Source organism: Flagellimonas sp. 389, from assembly GCF_018449435.1.
GTDB lineage: Bacteria > Bacteroidota > Bacteroidia > Flavobacteriales > Flavobacteriaceae > Flagellimonas.
The window spans coordinates 12046-35429 of the sequence record NZ_JAHCMU010000010.1 but is presented as its reverse complement, the minus strand read 5'-3'; the positions used below and the strand labels follow the sequence as shown (position 1 = coordinate 35429).

Here is a 23384-nt window from a genome sequence, read left to right as displayed (position 1 = left end):
TTACTTGGAAATTAAGGTTAGCGAGGTTTTTCTGTCCTTCTTAAGTTGTTCTCTTAGTTCCTCAACGGAATCGAATTTATGCTCATCCCTAATGCGATGTAGAATGTTGACTTGAATCTTTGTATCGTAAAGACTACCTTCAAAATCAAAAAAATTGATTTCGATACTCTTTTCCGTGCCTGATACGGTCGGGTTGAATCCAATGTTCATCATTCCAAAGTATTCTTTGTCATTTAGCGTACTCTTTACAACGTAAACACCATTTTTTGGAATAAGCTTATAGGCTTCAGGTATATGAAGGTTAGCGGTCGGAAAACCAAATTGCTTTCCCAGTCCTTTTCCTTTTTTTATGGTCCCCGTAAGCATATAGGAATAATTTAGATAACTGTTGGCCGTTTCTATATTCCCCTCTAAAAGTGCATTCCTTATTTTTGTTGAGCTAACGGAGACATCATCGATTTCCTGTGCGGGGATTTCTTCTACTTCAAAATCCAACGTAGCCCCAAAAGCCATTAAATCTTGAATGTTGGCATTACGATTCCGACCAAACCTATGATCATACCCAATAATGATTTTTTTTGTTTTTAACTGGTTGACCAAAACGTCCCTAACGAATTCCGTAGCGGAAAGTCTGGAAAAGTCTTTTGTGAAAGGATGTACTATAAGGTAATCAAGACCTAGAGAATCCATTTTTTCCATTTTTTCATCCAGCGTATTCAACAATTTGATATCCGTATCTTTTTGCAAGACCATTCTGGGATGCGGGAAAAATGTAAGTACTGTAGCTTTTAGACCTGAAGTTTTGGCATTATTTATGAGGCGTTCCAATATCTTGCTATGACCAAGATGCACTCCATCAAAGGTGCCTATGGTCACAGCTGTTTGAAATGTGTTATCAATAAAGTGAGAGATACCCTTAAATGTTTCCACTAAACCAAGAAAATAAAAAAGGCTATTTTTGAAATTGACTATGCCCTTATCTATGAAAGCTAAATTACATCTTGTTTTCGCAATAACCATATTTTTTACCTGCTTTTACACTTACGCACAACAAGGTTACTGGAAATCCGTAACGGCAAGATCCAGTTTCAAAAGTCCTTCAATTCAAAGTATAGGAAAAACCGAAGCAGTATTCACACTGGATACCCAGAGTTTTTCTCAAAAAATCAAATCAGTTTCTACTTTCAAAAACCAAAGTCAGGTTATTGACCTTCCAAACCATGACGGAGAGGTCTTGTCATTTGCTTTAAAGGAAACTTCAGTTTTTCATCCAGATCTGGCAAAAAAATATCCAAATATAAAATCGTTTTCAGGTTTAAGTTTAGATGGAAAATACAGGGTGAGGCTAAGCAGCTCGCCCAAAGGATTGCAAAGCATGATCGTTGATGTGGACAACCATGAAACTGTATTCATGGAGCAACTGTCCAATAAAAGCGACATGTACGTTGTCTATAAAAAAGGCGAAAGTGCTGCCGGTAAGGACGGTTTTGTTTGTAATACCGAAAAGTCAAGTTCACTTGTCGGTAAGACAATCAGCCCATTAGTGGCCGACCAAGAGCTAAGAAGGTTTAGAATTGCCGTTTCAGCGTCTGGAGAATACACGGATTTTCATGGCGGTACGGTAGCTGGTGCCCTCGCTGCGATCAATGCTACCTTAACCCGTATAAACGAAGTTTTTGAAACAGATTTGGGCGTTACTTTGGAACTAGTGCCTAACAATGACCTCATTATTTTTACCGATGCGGCTAATGACCCCTACAGTTCATTTTTAAATAGCCAAGCACCTAATACTGTCTTAAATGGGGAAGTACAGAGCACGATAACCGAAACTATAGGAGAGGCGAATTATGATGTTGGACATCTTTTTTATAAAGTTGATTTGAGTTCTCAGAACAGTGGTAATGCTGGGGATATCGGAACAGTTTGTAGGAATGGCATAAAAGGAAGTGCTTTTTCGGCTACCTCCATTCCACAAGGCGATGTGTTTGATTTGGATTTTGTTTCCCACGAATTGGGGCATCAGTTTGGAGCCAATCATACTTGGTCTTTTCAAGGGGAAGGAACGGGGGTACAGTCGGAACCAGGAAGCGGAACAACGATTATGGGATATGCGGGGATTGCAGGGGTAAACAATGTAGCACCCAACGGAGATGATTATTTTCATTATAACAGTATTTTTCAGATTTCTGAATATTTGCAAACAGTTTCTTGTGGACAAACCGTTAATTTAAGCAACGCTCCACCTATTCTTACTCCAATGGGAGATTATGTTATTCCAAAGGGAACTGCTTTTGTTCTGGAAGGTACGGCTACAGATAGCGATGTGAGTGATGTCTTGACCTATACTTGGGAGCAAATAAACAATGGAATCGTTACAGTGAGCAATTTTGGCCCTGAAAATCCGAGCGGAGCAAATTTTAGATCTCTCCCCCCAACTACGGATCCATCACGCTATTTTCCAAGATTGTCAAGCGTAGTCCAAGGAAATCTGATCCAAACGAATCCTACTTTAAACAGCGCTTGGGAAACAGTATCTACAGTAGAGCGAACCCTAAGCTTTGCTTTTACAGCTAGGGACAATGCATCAGGTGGTGGGCAAGTGGTTTCAGATTTGCTCGATGTTCAAGTGATAAATTCTGCAGGACCCTTTGTGGTCACTTCACAGACTTCGAACGAAGTTTATGAAGCAGGTTCCATTCAAGAGGTGACGTGGAATGTAGCCAATACGAATAGTTCCCCAATTGATGCCCAAACAGTGGACATTTTCCTATCTGTAGACGGAGGCAGTAGTTTTCCTATCACTCTTTTGGAAGATGTATTGAATGATGGAAGTACAGAGATTCTCATTCCTGGAAACAGTACAACTACCGCACGCATTATGGTAAAGGCCAGTGAGAATGTCTTTTTTGCGGTCAATTCATCAAACTTTTCTATTGAAACATCCAATGTGGTACTAGACTTTCAAAATCTATCATTTGATGGTTGCCAGCCAAATGATATTGTCATTCCCTTTACATATCAAACGTTTTCAGGATTTAGCGAAACCTCTACATTTTCTGCGGATTTACCTGCTGGTCTAACCGCTTCCTTTGTACCTGCCCAAGCTACAGCTAATAATACTGATGTACAATTGACTATATCGAATACCAATGGTGTTGCTCCTGCGGCATATCCTATTACAATCACTTCTACCGCTGCGTCGGAGGTCCAAAACATACCGCTTTCGCTTGCCGTTGGTGATACAAACTTTCCTGATATAGTTCTGCTAGCTCCTACGGATGCTGAAGTTGGTACATCTGTTGGTCCAAGATTGGAATGGGAGGAGAACGAGCTTTATAAAGAATATGATATTGAAATCGCAACCGATGTTGGATTTGCCAATATTATTACTGCTGAAACAGTGCCTTTCAACTTTTTTCAATCAGCAAGTCTAGACCCGGAAACATCTTATTTTTGGAGGGTAAGACCAAGAAATGATTGCGGTGTAGGAACTTTTGGAACTCCATTTAGTTTTACAACTACTACAATCGATTGTAAAAACCTTTCATCTAGAAGCCTACCATTGACAATAGCTGCAGTAGGCACCCCAACTGAAACGACTTCGCTTCAATTTGTCGAAGATTTGACCATTACCGATGTTAATATTAATCTGGAACTATCGCATACTTTTTTAGAAGATTTGATTATAACGCTTATTTCACCAGCAGGTACACGAGTGGCATTGATTTCTAACGTATGTGGAAATTTAAATAATGTCAATGCAACCTTTGATGATGATGGAGCTAGCATCGTTTGCTCTGGAAACCCTGCAATTTCAGGAACTGTAAATCCATCAGGGTCTTTGTCAGCTTTCAACGGAGAATCTGTTTTAGGAGAATGGATATTGGAAATTAAAGACCTGGCTGATGGTGACGGAGGTACATTAACATCTTTTTCTATGGAAGTTTGTGCCGAAGGTCAATTTAGACCAGATGAGGATGAAGATGGTGTTTTTGATGACGGTGATGATTTATGTTTGGGTACACCAGCTGGCGTTGAAGTTGATGCTACGGGTTGTCCAATAAATAGATTGCCCGCAGACAATTATACCGTCCAAATACAAAGCGAAGCCTGTAGAAGCAACAATGATGGCTCAATAATATTATCAGCTTCAAATACCTCTTTGACCTATTCTGCCATATTAAATGGCGGCGGCAACACAACTACAATTGACTTTATGAATGAACATGTTTTTGAAAACTTAACTGCTGGGAATTATTCTTTATGCATAACTGCAACGGATGGTTCTATCACGTATGATGAAACTTGCTTTGATGTAATCGTTTCAGAACCAGAGCTTTTAAGTGTGTCGGCAACTGCAGATTCTGGGCTGCTTGCGCTTGCCTTAAGTGGCGCAAGTCTCTATAATATTGAGCTGAACGGATTGGTAACGCAAACCGAGAATTCACAGATTCAATTGAACTTAAAAAATGGACTGAACACATTGAAGGTCTTTAGTAATTTGCCTTGTCAAGGAAGTTATGAGCAGACTTTTTTCTTTTCTTCAAGACCTGTTGTTTACCCCAATCCGGTGGATGAACGTACCAAGGTATTCTTAAATGATCTAACAGGGGAAATCGATATTCAGGTTTTTTCTGATAATGGTCGGTTGGTGTTGAGTGATAAAAAAAGGGTAGAAGGAAACGAACTTGAAATAGACTTTTCGTCTTTATCGACAGGAGTTTATTATTTGAGTATAGCTGGATCGGGGATTTGGGAAACAATTAAATTGATCAAGGAATGAAGCAGATTTTTCTAAGTGTGATGGTTCTTGTTTTAGTTTCTTCATGTGGGGGCAATGATGACGGCCCACCAATTCCCGAAGGCGCAAATTTGGTATTTCCAGAAGAAAATTCGGAATGTACTACGGGTGTGAGTGTCAATGAAGCTTTGAGCCAAGTAACCTTTGAATGGCAAGCCTCAAATAATACGGATACCTACAGGTTGAATGTAGTAAATCTTGAATCCAATGTTCCACAAGAAATCACTACCGCTGCTACATCCGCAAGTCTTTCCATTGCGAAAGGCACGCCTTTTTCTTGGTCCGTAACCTCTATTAGTTCTAGATCGGATCAAACTACTGCCAGTGAAACATGGTTGTTTTATAATGCAGGTTCGCAGACTACCTATGCGCCATTTCCGGCCCAATTGGTCAGCCCGGTCTCTGGCTCAACAGCAGTAAAGAACCTTTCTAATGAGATTACTTTAACATGGAGAGGTGCTGATGTGGATGACGATATCACTTCTTTTCAAATTTTCTTTTCTGAAGAAAATCCACCTACTGACATATTGGGAACTACTGCAGCAAATATAATGGGACTCGATACCAGTGTGGAATCCAACACCATTTACTTTTGGAGAGTGGTCACTACGGATTCCGAAGGGAATACTTCAGACTCGGGAGTTTTTGAATTTAAAGTATTTTAATCAAGTACCGTTAAATTGGTTCATGGTATTTTCTGTGCCAGAAAAAATAAAAGAACGTATTAAATCAGTGGATTTATGTAATCGTTCCGTTAATAGTTTTGTTTCTTCAGGACTCCATTTGCCCAGAACATAATCTACCTGTTTGCCCTTGCCGAAATCGGAACCAACACCAAATCTAAAACGGTTATATTTTGAAGTTTGTAAGGTGTTTTGAATATCTTTTAATCCGTTGTGACCTCCATCACTTCCTTTTATTTTAAGGCGAACAGAACCGAAGGGAAGATTAATGTCATCCGTAACAATAAGAATGTTTTCTAAGGCTATTTTTTCCTTATCAATCCAATATTTTACTGCTTTTCCGCTTAAGTTCATATAAGTTGATGGCTTCAGGCACAAGACACTTTTACCTTTATGTTTAAAAGTTCCAACGCTTCCCAGTTTTTGACTTTCAAATGCAAAATTTTCTTGTTCAGCTAGAAAATCCAACACTTTAAAACCAATGTTATGTCGGGTCTTTTCATATTCGGATCCAATGTTTCCAAGGCCAACGATAAGGAATTTTTTCATAGTATCGGTCTCTTTGAGAACTTGTTCTGTAGTGTCAAAAAGTGCTTTAAAAAATTTGAACATGTAGGAATTTCCATTTACTCAAAAATACAAAAGCATCCCAAAATTTTACACGGTAGTAAAATAGGGATGCTTTTAAAGTTATAGTAAAACTATTCTGTGGCTTGAGCGTCTGCTTCTGATGCTTCTGCGCCATCCGCTGCCTCAGCTCCTTCTTCCTCTTCTTCCTCCTCCTCATCATCAACAGAAGTTCTAGAAGCTTTTACTTGTACAACTGCCGTACTGTCTGGGTGAAGAATGGTGTAATCGTCATTTAACAGTGTTTCTACTGCTATAGTACCTCCAATCTTTAACTTGGAAATATCTATTGTGATAAAATCTGGCAGTAAATCTGGTAATGCTTTAATAGAAAGCTTTCTCTTTCTAAAAAGTAAGCGTCCACCGTTTCTCACACCAGGTGAATTTCCTTCCAATCGAATAGGAATATCCATGGTAACGGCTTTGTCCTTGAACAACTGGTAAAAATCGATATGTAAAATTTTATCCGTAACAGGATGAAACTGAATATCCTGTAATACAGCATCAAACTTTTGACCATCCTCCAACTCAATCACAGCTGTGTGTGCGTTGGGGGTGTACACTAAATGTCTGAACGCTAATTCATCAGCTGAAAAGTGTAATGGTTTTTCCCCTCCGTACAGTACGCAAGGGACCTTTCCAGCATTACGTAAAGCTTTGGTAGATACCTTGCCCACGCTTTCTCTTTGGGATCCTTTGATAGTAATTGACTTCATTATAAAAAAAATTAAAAATTTAAAATTCAATATCGAGTTGCTAGATGTATTAACCTTAGCGCAGTCGAAGGCTACATTAAAAATTTTGATGATATGGATGTATTGTGATGTACTCGATGCATAACATCTGCAAACAAGTTGGAACAGCCCAATACTTTTATTTTTTTTCTATTGTGTTCAGTAGGAATAGAATCTGTTATAATTAATTCTGAAAGCGCTGAGTTTTCTATTTTTTCATAAGCGTTTCCAGATAAGAGACCGTGGGTGGTAATGGCACGTACGCTTATTGCGCCTCGTTCCATCATCAAATCTGCTGCTTTTGTCAACGTACCAGCAGTATCCACCATATCATCCACCAAGACCACATTTTTCCCCTTAACTTCTCCTATAAGTTCCATGTGTGAAATCACATTGGCCTTAGCCCTTTGTTTGTAGCAGATGACTACATCACTTTCTAAAGCCCTAGAATATGCATAAGCTCTTTTAGAACCTCCCATATCTGGAGAAGCTATACAAAGATTATCCAAATTTAATTCCTTCAGATAGGGCAAGAATAGAGTGGAGGCAAAGAGATGGTCAACAGGTTTTTCAAAAAAACCTTGAATTTGATCTGCATGTAAATCCATTGTAATGATACGTGTAGCACCAGCTGTCTCCAACATCTTAGCTACGAGTTTTGCCGCAATCGGTACGCGTGGCTTATCTTTTCTGTCCTGTCTTGCCCATCCAAAATAGGGCATTACGGCAGTGATATGTCTCGCAGAAGCTCTTTTTGCAGCATCCAGCATCAACAACATTTCCATTAAGTTCTCTGGTCCTGGATTGGTGGAACCTATAATAAAAATACGTGCTCCCCGTATCGATTCTTCGAAGGAAGGCTGAAATTCTCCATCACTATATCTTGAAAAATGAATCTTTCCTAGGTCTGCACCATAAGAAGCTGCTATTTTCTTCCCTAAAACGGTACTTTGGGTACATGCGAAAATTTTTGGTTCTGGGACTTGATATGGCATTACAAACTCTTGTTAACTAGCTTTTTAAAACTTGTATTTTTTAAAGAGGTGCAAATTTATAAATTAATTCGGGTTGCTAAAGGATTAATGCAGGTATTTTTGGTTGTAAACAAAATTATTTTTTAGCTTTGCAGTCCTTTACAAAAATGCTCGAGTGGCGGAACTGGTAGACGCGCTGGATTCAAAATCCAGTGACCTTGGTCGTGTGGGTTCGATTCCCACCTCGAGTACTTTAAAAGCTTAGATGAAAGTCTAGGCTTTTTTTATGTCTTTTTCTTTCATTTAAGGCATTGCGTAAACCCAAACAACCCATTCGTCAATCCAAATATATCATTCATAAATTAAACCACTTCATTTCTCAGTCACTCCTTTAAGTTTGGTTAATGCGTATTGTCCTACATGTCAAATAGGAGAAAGCTTTTTAGTAACATCTTTGAGTTTAATTTTCTTAACAACATTTGCTTAGAAACAAAGGCTTTTATTCTTACCACAAAAATGTATAAGTCTTAAAAAGTTGTCCTCCCTATTTCATTTTGGTACGGTATCCAATAACTAATCTGAAACAACTTGAAAATGAATAAACTTAACCTACTTGCTTTAAGTATTGCTCTTATGCTTATATATTCATGCCAAAAAGAAGCACCCTCAACCAATGCAGTAGCGGACAATCCTAAAACTGATGTAGAAGATGCAGGTAAAAAAGTGGTACTTGGTAAAAAACTGGAAAACCCTTATTCAGTCGCTAACATGCGTAGGGCATTGATCAAGTTGCAATAAGTTTCACCAGGGACAAATAAGAAATATAAGGGACAAACGCTTAAAGACCCTACGGAGATACATACAACCGATGTTTATGTAAAGTTCTGGATAGAAAACGATGAACAAGAAAAGCTATTGCTTGCCGACTCCCTGAACCTATCCAGTGTTCCCATGGACGTGGAAATCCTGGAAGAAGGAGACTATCTTCCCGCAGAGGATTCGGTAAATGTGGAATCCAAGTGGGTATATACTTCGGTTCCTGTGGATTATAAATTCCATCCCGGAGTGAAGTATGAAAAAATTGAAGACTTATTTCTTCCCGAACCTGCACACATAGAGGAAGAAGATATGGAAGACGGAGAAGAGACCACTACGGTTGCAGGAAAGACAAAGATCTCCAAGCAATTTCTCTTTGATTTGGAAGATGAGGCCCTGCGCTTAACGGGCAATTATGAGAATCCAGAGGAATACGGCAATTCCCAGACAGAAAGACGTAAAAGAAGACCACTGGGCTATGTGAAGGTAAAGAACACGGTTACGGGGCGGATGGATCCCGTGGTAGGGGTAAAGATAAAGACCCGTAGATGGTTCAAATGGGCCAAAGGCTGGACAAACTCCCAAGGATATTACAGTGTCAACAGAAGATACAGAAGGCCCGTTCGTTATACGGTGGTATTCAAAAATACACTGGGCTTTAAGGTGTGGAGGTCCGTTGTAAGCATATCCTCTGCAAGGTACAGGGCAGGACAACATGGCAATGGAGGTCACAATATAAACCTTTATACCAACAATAGTGCCTGGAGCTGGGCTACCGTGAACAATGCCACGGTAAAGTATTTGAATTATTGTACAAAGTTTGGCGTAGGCAAGCCACATTCCAATCTCAGGATTGTGGCTTTGGGTGGCACGGGCCCATCTGCCGCGCCTATGTTGCGAAGGGTCTGGGGTGTCTATGGTTTTACCTCAAAATCTAAGGTGAAGAACTTTTTGGCCAAGGCCAACGGGATTAGTCTTTCGCTTAATACTCTGGCACACATGCTCAAATTTATACAGCCCGACCTCATCATTAGGGCCGGGGCAAGTAAGGGAACGGATGGTGTGTTTTCCGTTACTTTCCATGAATTGGCCCATGCTTCCCATTTTAAAAAGGTGGGTAGCGGCTATTGGATAAAATATATAAACTATATTATAACTTATGGCGCCTATGGAAATGGGAAAGGCAGAAATGCTGAATATTGTGGTGTCGGAGAAATGTGGGGGAATTACATTGAGTGGTTATTTTTAGACAATGAGTTTCCTTCAAAAAACTATCCCTCTAACAAAAATGAGGATTGGTATAACCCAGGATTTATGCTTGATGTCGACAATATAAAAGACATTACAACTATGGAAATCTTTTCGTGTCTCACTTCCACGACAAATAGCTTTAACAAACTTGTTTCACAATTAAAGACAAAAACAAATTATGATGGACAGATTGATAATGCGTTTGCTAGCTATAATGATTGGCCTTAATTCAATTTTAAGCTGTGATCCTGAGGAATCATTCGAGGACAACATTTATCAAAGGGTTTTTAGGAACGCTACAGATGAAGAAATAAAGTTAGTGTATCATAATTTTGGTGCCAATGGGTCTGATAATGGAAATGTTGTAATTGCGGACACCCTCGTTTTACTTCCAAATACTAAAAAACAAGACTTTTTTGAGCAACGCTACTCTTCCGATGGGGTCAAAGAGAATGATTTTCAAACTGTTATCGAAATGAATATAAGCATATACAATACAGTTGCTGAAGTTCCTAGGTTTGAGCTTTACATAGGGAATGATTTCATTAAAGAATGGAGTGGAGTGGCGGATTATTTGGGAAGTGAAGTTAACAGCCCGTACAATTTCGACTCATGGGAGATTTTTAAGTTTGAAGAAATTCTTAATCCCAGTTATGGGCTATTTGTTTATGGAGAAATAGTATTCACGATAACGGATGAAGATATTGAGAATTGACAAAGTTTTACTAATTGGACTCAGTCTTACTTCATTTATTAGTTGTGGGGTAACTGAGATGAATCCTCCAGATAAAATTTATTTGGACAATTACTTGAACAACTCTAGCAGTAATGTAAGACTTGAACTTGAAAACTTAGATGGCAAAGTGGTAAACTCAATAGAAATTCAAATGGGTCAACAGTTGTCTTTGTTATCAAGTTTAGGTTTGGGATTTAACGGTGGAGAAAAACCGATTCAGAGCTACGTCGACGACTTGGTAAATACGGGCAACGTAATAATAAAGCTTTATGTCGATGAAGACTTAAGGGTTGAATGGACATTGCTATCTGGTGATTTAGAGGAGAGTATTAAGAGTCCGTTTAACTATAATTCATGGAAACTAGAGTTGTTCGAACCACCATTTAACAATGATATAGTGGGTAAAATAGTATTTACAATAACCGATGAAGATATTGGGGATTGATAAAGTTTTGACTTTTCCTTTTTTGCGTGGTTTTGTCTGGATGATTGGGGTTAATTTAATTTTAAGCTGTGATCCAAGTGAAAGTCTTGATGCATTATTGGAAAATGCTACCGATAGTGATTTAAAAATCCATTTTATAAGTGCTATTTTGCTATCTGAGTTTATCGATAATGCTGAAATCATTAATGTAGAATCAATGGATAGCCAAGACTATCCACGAATTGGGGTAGCGGAAGGAATAGGTCGGGCAGGCTTGTCACTCTCAGTCTTTGATTCTATCTACATTTCAAATAATGCCAACGAAATATTGAAGATTTACAAACCGGATACCCCAGGTAAGAACATTTATAATATAGACCAATATTGGACGGTACGGGAAACCGGCAAGAACCATTTTGAGTATACCTATACGATTACTGATGAGGATATTGGGAGCTAGTTCTTATTCCCAAATACACCAAAACTTCTTACGTCATATTTTAGATATCGACTACCGATTTCAAAAAAGCATTCCAAATTACAACTATAGTTATTTAGAAATCATAAATAACACTTTTCAACAACTTGTAGATTTCATTTATTTAAAAATATATCTTTCAATATTCCAAGTATAATAGGACATTCCATGGTTTTTGTAAGAATTGTATGCAATAAGGTTTTTAGTAAACGTTAAAATTTTCTAAACCTTCTCATCGATTAATCGACGTTTCACAACAAATGATCGTTGAAATACAACATATATTCAGTTCATCGATGAAATTGACATACGTTTGAATATTCTTACACATAACACAACCTCATAACATTGACTATGCATGTCTTATTAACCAACCTCATAAAAAGGCACTTTTTTGTCTTTGGAATTCTTCTGTTCATATCGGTTCAAAATGGACACGGTCAAAACTGTTCTGTAAATGCAGGTATCCCTGAAACGATTTGCGAAAACATTACAGTCTTTAATCTTTCTGGTTCATCATCGGGTCCCAAAACAAGTGGACCTACTTGGTCACAAGTTGGCGGTCCATCTGTAATTATAGCAGACCCTTCTGATGTAAACACAGCAATAACCGGTCTGGTTGGAGGAAACATGTACACTTTTAGACTCAGTGCCGTATGTACCGATGGCTCTGCACAGTTTCAAGATGTAAATATTACCGTGGAACCAATTACTAGTGCAGATGCGGGAGATAATATTGAATCATGTCCCGGAACAGTAAGCTTAAATGCCAACCCACCTAGTGTGGTTAACGGTGAAAGTGGGTCATGGAGCATAGTGGGCAACAATAATGCAGGTGTTAGTTTTACTGATGTTACTTCGCCTACAACAAGTATTAACTTACCTGAAAACAGCGCGGGAACAACAACATTACAATGGGCAATCCAAGGACAAGAGTACGCGCCTGGAGAGTTTTGTGAGTCTACCTCGACCATAACAGTTACAAACTTTGGAGGTGTAGCTACTGTAGATGCCGGGAACACTCAAAACCTAGATAATTGTTATACAGTTACACAATCAACAACTCTAAGTGGAACTTTTGCTGGTAATGGAACTAATGGACAAATAGGTACATGGTCTTTTGTTTCTGGACCTAGTAGTCCAAATATTGTCAGTCCAAACATTAGAAATACTGGAGTTACGGGACTTATTCAAGGTCAATATGTTTTTAGATGGTCAGTTTCTGGCCCATGTGTTACTGGAGAAGATACCGTTACGGTCAATGTTGATGAAGGAACCCAAGAGATATCCAATGCTTCCATTCAAAACAATAACATACGATTCTGTGACCCTTCAATAACAACTGTAACATTAGTGGGTTCTGAACCGCAGTTTGCAGGGGATACTGTAGAATGGGAGCAGATTGAAGGACCTGGTGTTACAACTGGTGGAACCCCAGCTAATATTCTTACTGCTACAAATAGCACGACACAGGTAACTGGTTTGGATGGTAGCAGCACATATCGATTTTCGTATACCATAACCAATACAACCCCAGGAACAGGATGTAGTGATTCTAGTAGCGCATTAGTAAGATATTCAACAAATCCTGTAGGTATCGAAGTAAATGGTGGCGATGACAACATTGTAGCTGCCTGTGGTACTACTAGGGTCACTATTCCTTATACCACACAAGGAAATGGCAGCAATACCTTTAGTATAGTTAGTGGGCCTGTAGGTTCTACCGTAGTAAATCCAAATTTGTATAGCAATGCTGGGAGTACATCAAGAACTATCGATTTTGATTTGGAAGGAACATACACCGTAGTTTTTAGAAGGTCGCTGAATGGTGCCGTTCAAACAGGTTGTAGTGAGGCTACGGATGCGGTTAACGTAATTATTTCGTTAACTCCTACACAAGCAAATGCAGGTACCGATGTGACCCTTGATTGTGATGATGTATCAACGGAGTTGACAGGGAATCAAGTTTTAGATGGAAGTTCTTTATGGTCGCAGCTAAGTGGGCCGAGCACGGCAACAATTACCGCACCGTACAGTAGAATAACAGATGTCGAAGACCTTGTTCCCGGAACTTACGTTTTTCAATATGCCATTACTGGTGGTAACGCATGTGCACCCTCTGCCGAGGCAACTGTAACTGTTAATGTTTCAAACGATGACCCAATAACCACCGAAGCTGGTCCCACACAAGACATTTGTTTTAATACACCTACTCGGTTAGATGCTGATGAGCCGCCTGCCAGTAATCTGGTCGGTACATGGACTGTAGATAATGCACCACTAGGTTCTACTATTGTTTTTGAAGATGAGAATGATCCTAAGACTTTGGTTTCTGGTTTGGATACTGCGGGTGAAAGCTATACGTTTCGTTGGACAGTGGCAAACCCAAACAGTAATGTTTGTCCGACCCCAAGTTTTGATACTGTTGTTATTACTACAAATTTAACTGAAGGTCCTTCTTTAGCCGTTGCGGGCCCAGACCAGTGCTTATCTGCTGGTTCAACCAGTGTCACACTTGCAGGAAATGAGCCAGCTTCAGGTGAAACGGGTATTTGGACTTCCGTACCAGCAACGGGCATTACCTTCGCCAATCCAAATCAATTTGATACTGACGCTACCATTACAACGGAACAGAGTTACATACTCACATGGACTATAAGCAGTCCCGGATGTCAATCGACAACAGACGATGTTGAAGTAAGTATAGGTGCAGATGCAAATGCTGATGCAGGCCCAGACCAAGCTGATTGTAATAATACATTCACTTTGGATGCTACCGGTTCAGTGGGTAGTGGAGGTACCTGGTCGCAGGTCTCTGGTCCGGGAGGAGTAACAATTGCAGACGAGACAGATCCTGCTACACAGATAACATTTTCTTTTTCGGGACAATATGTGTTTGAATGGACAGCAACAAATGGAAGTTGCTCTTCTGACACCGATACGGTTACGTTGGATGTAGGGATACCACCAACTATAGCACAAGTTGCCGCCCCAATTGAAACAGATTGTCTTACTACAGCGGTAACGAGTATAGTACTAGATGGAAATGCATTTGATAGTAACATCGAAAATGGATTTTGGTCAGTACTTTCCGGCGCACCCAATACACCAACATTTTCAGATATCAATGACCCTAATGCTACATTGTCAAACTTGGTATCCGGAACTTATAATTTAGAGTGGACTATCATCGGTGATAGCAATTGCCCAATCTCGTCAGCGTCAAAAACGATAAATGTTTATTTTGAGGCCAATGCAGGTTCGGATTTAAATTTATGTGATGTTAGCAATTTCTTGTTAGAAGCAACTTTTGGTACTACAGGAACATGGACCCAATTATCTGGACCTGGAGTTGGAGGCGCTCCTGGAACAGCTGCGACTATAAATCAAAACCCTTCGGATAGTAATGTCGCTGAGGTTACGATAACACCAGGAAATACTTATGAATTTCGTTTTACAACAAACGGTGCTGGAGCTGCAGCTTGTGGTGTTACAACCGATGATGTAACTGTTGTTTCCAGTGCGGCACCTTCCATACCGCCAAATGCAGGTCCGGACAGGATCTTATGTGCGGGAGAGTTTACTGTGGGGAACGAGTTTATAACCTTGGCCGCCAACACTGCTCCTGGAGATGTGAGCTCAGCAACATGGACCATAGCAGAAGAACCCGCAGGAAGTGCTGCTGCATTGACCGATAACACAAATCCTACAACAACACTTACCGGGTTGACCGTTCCAGGTGTTTACGTTTTGGAATGGAATTTTGTTACAGGAAATTGTTCTGATTCGAAAGATGTGCTAAGGGTCGAGTTGTTTGAAGAACTGATTGCCGATGCAGGGCCTGATCAAGATACCGCATGTCAGCTGGAAACACAGCTGGCTGGTAATGTTATACCTTTTAGTACTGGTGTATGGACATTGACAGATACTCCTACTGGTTCAGAAACGCTTACAATTGATGACCCAATCTCTCCGACTTCAACCATATCCAATGTTTCGGCTCCAGGGCAATATGAACTTACATGGACTTTGGAATATGATCCTTCCATCTATCCAACTCCACCTACTGCATGTGACCCAGATTCAGACACAGTTCTTATAACTTTTGGAGCAAACCCACCTTCTGATGCAGACGCAGGTCCCGATCAGGAAGTATGTGGTGACCAGACCAATATGGCCGCTGTTGTACCTGCTGTAGGTACTGGAAACTGGACACAAACTGCTGGCCCCGGTTTTGGGGGTAATCCTGGTGCCGTGCCAAATATTGCAACTCCATCAAGCGAAACGACTACAATAAACAATTTAGAAGCGGGGACTTATGAATTCACATGGACCGTAACAAATGGGAATTGCGATCTCGAAGATACTATAGAGGTCATAGTTTACGAAGACCCTGGAACTGCCGATGCAGGTCCAGACCAAACGGTAGACCAATTTTCTGCTGTTACCTTAGCAGCAGTTCCTCCTTTGGTTGCTGGTACTGGAGTTTGGACTCAGGTTTCTGGCCCAACCACTGCAGGATTTGTAGATGAAAATGACCCAAATACCGAAGTTTTCGGTGCTACTTCGGGAACCTATGTTTTTGAATGGACCGTTTCCAATGGCAGTTGCCCTGTATCTTCAGATACTATAGAAGTTTCTTTGGTAGGGGTAGACTTAGAATTAACGAAATCTGCTTCCGCAGCAACCGCAAACACAGGAGATACAATAACATTTACCATTGATATATTTAATAACGATGCTTCTACAAGTGCAGATGCAACGGGCGTTTCTGTTAGGGATGCCATTCCTTCTGGATATTCTTTGGTTCCTGGAACGGTAAGCAATGGAGGCGTAGTTAATATAGGAGACCTTTCAATTACGTGGTCCAATCTTTCCATTACCAATGGCAGTACACTAAGTCTTTCTTTTGATGTGACTGTCAACGCTACAGGAGATTATTTAAACATCGCAGAAATCATTGCAAATGATACTTTTGATATTGATTCTACAGTAAACAATGGTCTTGATGGTGAGGATGATCAAGATTCTGCTGAAGTTGCCGTAAATGTTTCAGATTTAAGTTTAACAAAAGATATTAGTTCGGGTTCAAGTGCTACACCAGATGTTGGGGATACCATCATCTTTGAACTCTCTGTAACCAACGGTGGGCCCCAACAAGCGACCAATATAGTAATTGAAGACGTTGTTCCTTCTGGGTTTACAATAGGCACTGTAAACGATGGTGGAACTGCTTCAGGAAATACAATAAGCTGGAACATAGCTTCCTTTGCAGCAGGTTCCATAACACTTTCTTATGAAGCCACTGTAAATGCACCAACAGGTGCGACCAATGAATATAGAAATACGGCACAAATAACGTCTTCTGATCAATTAGACCCAGATAGTACTCCTGGTAACGATGATGGCGACCAAAGCGAGGACGATGAATCAGCCTTTACCATAACCACTCCAGATGTAATCGACTTGGAAGTAGAACTATTGGCAAGTACCAATTCGCCTAGTGTTGGTGATGTAGTGACTTTTACGATAAACTTGAGCAATCTTGGAACAATAGACGCTTCTGGCGTTAGTTTGGAAAATTTGGTGCCTTCTGGTTTTGGTAATGTTACTGGAATTACTGGAGGAGGATTATTTGATAACGGAACAGGTCTGATTACATGGAACGGGTTAGCTGTTCCACAAGGTACGGATACTACGGTACTTACTTTTCAAGCTACAGTGCAATCTCCAACTGGATCAGGTGGGGAATATACCAACATCTCTGAAATTACAGCTGCCGATCAGTTTGACGTAGATAGTACACCGAACAATGACGATGGAAATCAAAGTGAAGATGATGAAGATGCCATTACTATTGGACTTACCGAAGTGGTTGATTTAAGTATTGCGAAAAATGTAATTGCGGGAACCACAACACCCAATGTTGGAGAAACCGTTATGTTCGAGTTGGTCATTTCTAATTCAGGGCTAAGTAACGCTTCTGGCGTAGATGTTCAGGATGTGCTTCCAATTGGTTTTACCCTTACTGCTGTGAATAGTGGAGGAACTATATCAGCCAATACAGCAGAATGGTCAGGGCTTTTTGTTCCTGCCGGTGGGAATGTGGCCCTTACATATGAGGCAACGGTTAATACACCAACCGGAGCTGTAGGAGAGTATACAAACAGTGCGCAAATCACTGCAAGTAATCAATCCGATATAGATAGTGATCCCTCGGTGGGACCGGGAGTGGATGACTTAGGAGATGGTATTGCAGATGATGATGAAATAACATTGACGCTTACGCCGCAACAAGCAAACCTCTCTTTGAACAAATCAGTAAATGAATCTAACCCTGAAGTAGGGGAAGTGATCACATTCACCATTCAAATAAACAACGCAGGACCTAGTGTGGCCACCAATGTAGGAGTAGAGGACATTGTACCATCAGGGTACTCTATAGTTTCTGGAAGTGTCTCTGATGGAGGTATCTATAATTTTGGAGGCTCCTCAATACTATGGGATTTAGCTACGGTACCACTTACTGGAAGTACGCTCACATATCAGGCTACGGTAAATGCACCTACAGGAGCAACAGGTGAGTATGAAAATACAGCACAGGTTACCGCCTCGGATCAGTACGATCCTAACAGTACACCAAACGATAATACAGGTGATGACCAAGACACTGAAGCAGTAACGCCTAATGCTGCTGACTTAAGTCTTGTGAAAGATATTAACGCAGCATCAAGTGCAACTCCTAATGTTGGAGATACTATACTATTTGAATTGACCTTGACCAATGATGGTCCTGAAGAGGCAACGAATATTGTATTGGAGGATATTGTTCCTTCGGGATATACCTTGGGTACGGTTAATAATGGAGGAACTGCTATTGCGGGAACCTTTATTACATGGAACATTGCTTCATTACCCGTTGGAAATACTACGGTTTCCTATGAAGTCACGGTAAATGCTCCTACCGGAACAACAGACGAATATTTGAATACTGCGGAAGTTGCTTCCGTAGATCAATTTGACCCCGATAGTGAGCCAGGAAACGATGATGGAGATCAAGATGAAGATGACGAAGACTTTTTTGTCGTTACTCCTCAATCCGTAGATATTGAACTGGAAATAGTTGCAAGCAATACACAACCAGATGTTGGTGATGTAGTGACCTTTACTATTAATCTTAGTAACTTAGGAGACGTAGCGGCAACCGGAGTGTCTGTTACTGATTTAGTACCACCCGGATATGGAAACATTACGGGAATCACCAATGGCGGTAGTTTTAGCCTTATAACAAATGTCATTTCATGGTCTGGACTTGGGGTGCCCGTTGGAACCAATACCACAACCTTGACCTTTAATGCTACAGTACAGACACCGACCGGTACAGCAGGAGAGTTTACGCATGTTGCCGAAGTGACCGCTAGTGATCAATTTGATATAGACAGCACGCCAAATAACGATACTGGTAACCAAAGTGAAGATGATGAGGATGCTATAACTGCCGCTCCATTACTGGCAGATTTATCCCTGACCAAGATTGTTGTTGACAATGATACTACACCAAATGTTGGAGATGAAATAAGTTTTGAAATTACAGTTTCCAATGATGGTCCTGCTGATGCAACCAACGTTCAGGTAGTAGATCAACTACTTTCCGGTTTTGATTTTGTATTGTATAGTGCCACCTCGGGTATTTACAATGCAAACACTGGAATCTGGCAAGTAGGTACTGTGGAGAACGGTGAAACAGAGACATTGGTTATCGATGTTCTGGTTAATGCCTCAGGTTTATATACGAATACCGCACAGGTAATTGCCTCAGATGCATTTGATATTGATTCTACTCCAAGCAATGGGGTTGCAGCAGAAGATGATCAAGATGATATTGTAATTGTACCTCGATCTATAGTAGATGTTTCGTTGACGAAAACCGTTGACAATAGCACACCAAATGTTAACTCTAACGTGGTCTTTACATTGACCGTTGCCAACGACGGACCAAGTGATGCCACCACCTTACAAGTTACTGATGTTCTACCCTCTGGATTTACCTATGTTTCGGATAATGGAGCAGGCGCTTATGACGATGGAACTGGAATCTGGAATATTGGTACACTGGCCAATGGTGCTTCTACCAGTCTTAACATCACTGCTAGTGTGAATACTACGGGTGTTTACACCAACGTAGCGGAAATAACCCAGCATGCAGAAGGTGATTCAGATTCTACACCCAACAATAATGTGCTTGCTGAAGATGATCAAGATGAAGTAATTGTCACCCCGGTACAGCTTGTTGATATTTCAGTTACAAAAGTAGCTGACGATCTTACCCCAAATGTTGGTGATCCAATTGTATTTACGATAACGGTGACCAATGACGGTCCAAGTGATGCAACAAACATTGTAGTAACGGACTTTTTGGCCTCAGGGTATCAATTTGTTAGTGCAGTACCGAGCGTGGGCGTCTATGAGCCGTTGAATGGATCTTGGACCGTAGGAGATTTGGACAATGGTGTTACTGAAAATATAGTAATAACAGCGAATGTACTTGCAAACGGGGATTATACCAACACTGCTGAACTTACGGACTTGGCAGAGCAGGATATTGATTCTGAACCCGCGAACAATGATGACACAGAAGATGATCAACAGACGATTGAGCCAACACCCGTATTGGTCTCTGATCTCATTCTTCGTAAATCGGTAGATGTCCTCAGTCCATTTATAGGTGATGAAGTTATCTTCACTATCAGTATTTCTAACAATGGGCCAAGTGATGTTACTGGAGTAGAGGTCTTGGATCTACTGCCTTCTGGATATACCTATGTTTCCAACAATAGAACTGCAGGGGTTTATGTGCCAGGAACCGGAATTTGGGAACTGAATGGAATCATACCAAATGGAACTACGGAGACCCTGAATATTGTTGCTATTGTAAACCCAACGGGAGATTATTTCAATGTCACAGAAGTCTTTTCTTCAAATAATCTAGATCCAAACTCAACGCCAAATAACAATAATATATTTGAAAACGACCAAGATAGTGCAGGTACCACGCCGATTCCTGCAGCAGACCTTTCATTGGAAAAAACAGTGGATAATGAATTTCCAGATGTGGCATCTAATGTGACTTTTACATTGAACCTGACCAATGATGGTCCAAGCGATGCAACAGGAGTTGTAGTGCAGGATGCTTTACCTTCAGGATATACATATATTTCTGATGATTCGGGTGGAACCTATAATGCAACTACAGGACAGTGGAATGTGGGCACAGTTCCTTTGAATAGCAGTATTGTGCTCAATGTGACCGTTCAGGTGAATCCGACAGGAGATTATACCAATAGTGCTGAAGTTGTAAGCGTTATCGAACTAGATCCAGATTCAACTCCAGGGAATGGTATACTTGCTGAAGATGATCAAGATGAACAATCAACTACGCCAAGAGTTATAACGGATGTTTCGATTACTAAGAATGTGGACAACCTAAGTCCTTCAGTAGGAGATCAGATTGTATTTACGATAGGCGTGAACAACGCTGGCCCTAATGATGCGACCGGTCTTGTAATAGAAGATGTTTTGGCATCAGGATATAGTTTTGTGTCGGCAACTTCTTCATCAGGAACGTATAATGAGGTGACCGGAGCATGGGCGTTGGCGAATATTGCTAACGGTGCTACCGAAACATTGGATATCACAGTTCAAGTACGTCCAAGTGGAGATTACAGGAATACGGCAGAACTTATCGCTTTGGATACATTCGACCCTGATTCAACTCCTGACAATAACTTGGAATCGGAAGATGATCAAGATACGGTTGTCCCCATTCCAGATGGACTGGCAGATCTTTCTTTAACGAAAACAGTTGATAATCCTACGCCCAATGTTGGTGATGTAGTGGAGTTTACGGTCAATGTGACCAATAGCGGTTCTAGTGATGCTACTGGAGTTATAATTACTGATTTGTTACCATCAGGATACACGTATCAATCTCATATTGTTACTGCAGGAGTATATGATGCTTCATCGGGGCTTTGGAATACAAATGGAACTATTTTAAACCAGAGTACAGAGACTTTGGTCATATTGGCAACGGTTAATGTGCCAACAGGCAATGCAGATGAGTACTTGAATGTTGCAGAGATAACAGCTAGTGATTTAGCTGATCCAGATAGTGATCCAAATCAAGGTTTGGATGTGGACGATTTATCTGACGGTATTGATGACGATGATGAGGCAGTAGCATTTGTGACACCACAAACTACAGATATAGGAGTTGCCAAAACTGTTGATAATGCAACACCCAATATAGGAGATGAGGTTAGTTTCACGATTACAATAACCAACCAAGGTAGTTTACAGGCAACCAATATCGGTATCGAAGAACAAGTGCCATCAGGATATAGATTGGTTTCATTCCAAGCATCCGATGGAACTTATGATGGAGTTTCTGGATTTTGGGAAATAGAAGTTCTGGACGCTCTTGGTACTGCTAATCTTCAACTTATTGTCGAAGTATTGGACATAAATGATTATGTAAACACGGCGAGCTTGGCATTTGTGGACCAGTTAGATGTCAATAATACCAATGATTCCGCCGAAGCTACGGTTGAACCATCTTGTTTGATCATTTATAACGAGTTCTCTCCTAATGGGGATGGTGTCAATGAGTTCTTTAAAATCGATTGTATTTCTAGATATCCGAATAACCTATTACAAGTGTATAACCGATGGGGCAATATTGTATTTGAACAGCGCTCCTATAACAACGATTGGGATGGCACGTCCAATGGTCGTGCTACAATACAAAAAGGAGATTTACTACCTGTAGGCACCTATTATTACGTGCTTGATCTTGGTGATGGCTCTGAGCCAAGAACAGATTGGTTGTACATAAATAGATAGAGAAATGGGTATAAAAAAAGTGATAAAAAAACCTCAAATGAAAATACAGTTAAGATATACCTGTTTGGTCGCTGTACTATTGGGAACCTTCATGGTTTCAGCGCAACAAGACCCACAGTTTACACAGTACATGTACAATACATTGAGTGTAAACCCAGCTTATGCAGGCTCACGTGGACACCTTACAGCATTATTGATGCATCGTTCGCAGTGGGTTGGCATCAATGGAGCACCTAACACCCAAGTGTTGGCCGTTGATGGTCCCGTTGGGAAAAATGTAGGTTTAGGTCTTGTACTTTCACATGATGCTTTAGGCCCATCATCAGAAGTTTTTGTGGATGCAAATTTTGCGTATACGGTAAGACTTGATGATGCAGATAAAAAATTATCCTTTGGACTTAAAGGAGGAGGGCGATTGTTTAATGTGGATTTCTCAAAAGGATTGTTCGAAAATCCCGATATAGCCTTTCAAAATAACATTGAAAACAAGTTTTTTCCAACCATTGGAGCGGGTATCTATTACCACACGTCCAAGAGTTATCTGGGCCTTGCAGTCCCTAATTTCTTTTCTGAAGACCATTACGATGGACAGGAACAAGAAATAGCATCGGAACGGTTACATTACTTTTTAATTGGTGGAAAAATTATTGATTTGACCGCAGATGTTAAATTCAAACCAGCCTTTTTTGTAAAATGGGTGCCAGGGTCTCCTATTATTGCTGATGTTTCGGCAAATGCTATGATCAGGGAAACGCTTACGCTTGGGTTGGCATATAGATGGGACGATTCTTTCTCTGGACTTTTAGGACTTCAAATCTCTCCAGATTTAAGCATTGGATATGCATATGATTTCACAACTACCGATTTAAGAAACTATAATAACGGTACGCATGAGGTATTCCTTAGATATGAGTTTAAAACCGTGGAAAAACGACTTAAATCACCAAGATTTTACTAA

General features: G+C 40.4%; 13 protein-coding genes and 1 tRNA gene. 10 read left to right on the top strand and 4 right to left on the bottom strand.

Annotated elements, in window-relative coordinates; all coding sequences use genetic code 11:
• Positions 1-930: a bifunctional riboflavin kinase/FAD synthetase gene (locus KIM67_RS09980; protein WP_298868856.1), complete on the bottom strand. Its 930-nt coding sequence runs from the start codon at positions 928-930 to the stop codon at positions 1-3.
• A gap of 52 nt (positions 931-982) precedes the next feature.
• Here KIM67_RS09980 and KIM67_RS09975 point away from each other — a divergent pair, with 52 nt between their 5' ends.
• Together KIM67_RS09975 and KIM67_RS09970 are read left to right on the top strand one after the other, a co-directional pair.
• Entirely contained in the window at positions 983-4783 is a 3801-nt protein-coding gene (locus KIM67_RS09975) for a reprolysin-like metallopeptidase (RefSeq protein WP_213831186.1), read from the top strand.
• Positions 4780-5466, top strand: a complete 687-nt coding sequence (locus tag KIM67_RS09970; protein WP_213831185.1) for a hypothetical protein — start codon at positions 4780-4782, stop codon at positions 5464-5466. Before KIM67_RS09975 ends, KIM67_RS09970 begins: the two co-directional genes overlap by 4 nt.
• On the opposite strand, the gene pth is transcribed toward KIM67_RS09970, so the two are convergent.
• The 3 genes from pth to KIM67_RS09955 form a co-directional block, all read right to left on the bottom strand.
• Positions 5467-6096: an aminoacyl-tRNA hydrolase gene (gene pth / locus KIM67_RS09965; RefSeq protein WP_213831184.1), complete on the bottom strand. Its 630-nt coding sequence runs from the start codon at positions 6094-6096 to the stop codon at positions 5467-5469.
• An 89-nt stretch (positions 6097-6185) separates the two neighbouring features.
• On the bottom strand, positions 6186-6827 hold the full coding sequence (locus KIM67_RS09960; protein WP_213831183.1) for a 50S ribosomal protein L25/general stress protein Ctc: 642 nt from the start codon (positions 6825-6827) through the stop codon (positions 6186-6188).
• Between the two features lie 71 nt (positions 6828-6898).
• Positions 6899-7840 (bottom strand): ribose-phosphate pyrophosphokinase, encoded by a 942-nt coding sequence (locus KIM67_RS09955; protein WP_213831182.1) that lies wholly within the window; start codon positions 7838-7840, stop codon positions 6899-6901.
• Between the two features lie 148 nt (positions 7841-7988).
• On the opposite strand from KIM67_RS09955, the gene KIM67_RS09950 reads away from it, so the two are divergent.
• From KIM67_RS09950 to KIM67_RS09915, 8 genes are all read left to right on the top strand, one after another.
• Positions 7989-8070, top strand: a tRNA-Leu gene (locus KIM67_RS09950).
• Positions 8071-8413: 343 nt separating this feature from the next.
• A complete protein-coding gene (locus tag KIM67_RS09945; RefSeq protein ID WP_213831181.1) occupies positions 8414-8617 on the top strand; it encodes a hypothetical protein in 204 nt (67 codons plus the stop codon).
• A gap of 117 nt (positions 8618-8734) precedes the next feature.
• The gene (locus KIM67_RS09940; protein ID WP_213831180.1) at positions 8735-10114 is read left to right on the top strand and encodes a hypothetical protein; all 1380 of its coding nucleotides are present in this window, start codon (positions 8735-8737) and stop codon (positions 10112-10114) included.
• Entirely contained in the window at positions 10065-10601 is a 537-nt protein-coding gene (locus tag KIM67_RS09935; RefSeq protein WP_213831179.1) for a hypothetical protein, read from the top strand. Before KIM67_RS09940 ends, KIM67_RS09935 begins: the two co-directional genes overlap by 50 nt.
• A complete protein-coding gene (locus tag KIM67_RS09930; RefSeq protein WP_213831178.1) occupies positions 10582-11067 on the top strand; it encodes a hypothetical protein in 486 nt (161 codons plus the stop codon). The genes KIM67_RS09935 and KIM67_RS09930 overlap by 20 nt, the downstream gene beginning before the upstream one ends.
• Entirely contained in the window at positions 11048-11506 is a 459-nt protein-coding gene (locus KIM67_RS09925) for a hypothetical protein (protein ID WP_213831177.1), read from the top strand. Before KIM67_RS09930 ends, KIM67_RS09925 begins: the two co-directional genes overlap by 20 nt.
• A 372-nt stretch (positions 11507-11878) precedes the next feature.
• Positions 11879-22426 (top strand): gliding motility-associated C-terminal domain-containing protein, encoded by a 10548-nt coding sequence (locus KIM67_RS09920; RefSeq protein WP_213831176.1) that lies wholly within the window; start codon positions 11879-11881, stop codon positions 22424-22426.
• A 37-nt stretch (positions 22427-22463) separates the two neighbouring features.
• Positions 22464-23384 carry a type IX secretion system membrane protein PorP/SprF gene (locus KIM67_RS09915; protein ID WP_213831175.1) on the top strand — a complete coding sequence of 307 codons (921 nt, stop codon included), beginning with the start codon at positions 22464-22466 and terminating at the stop codon, positions 23382-23384.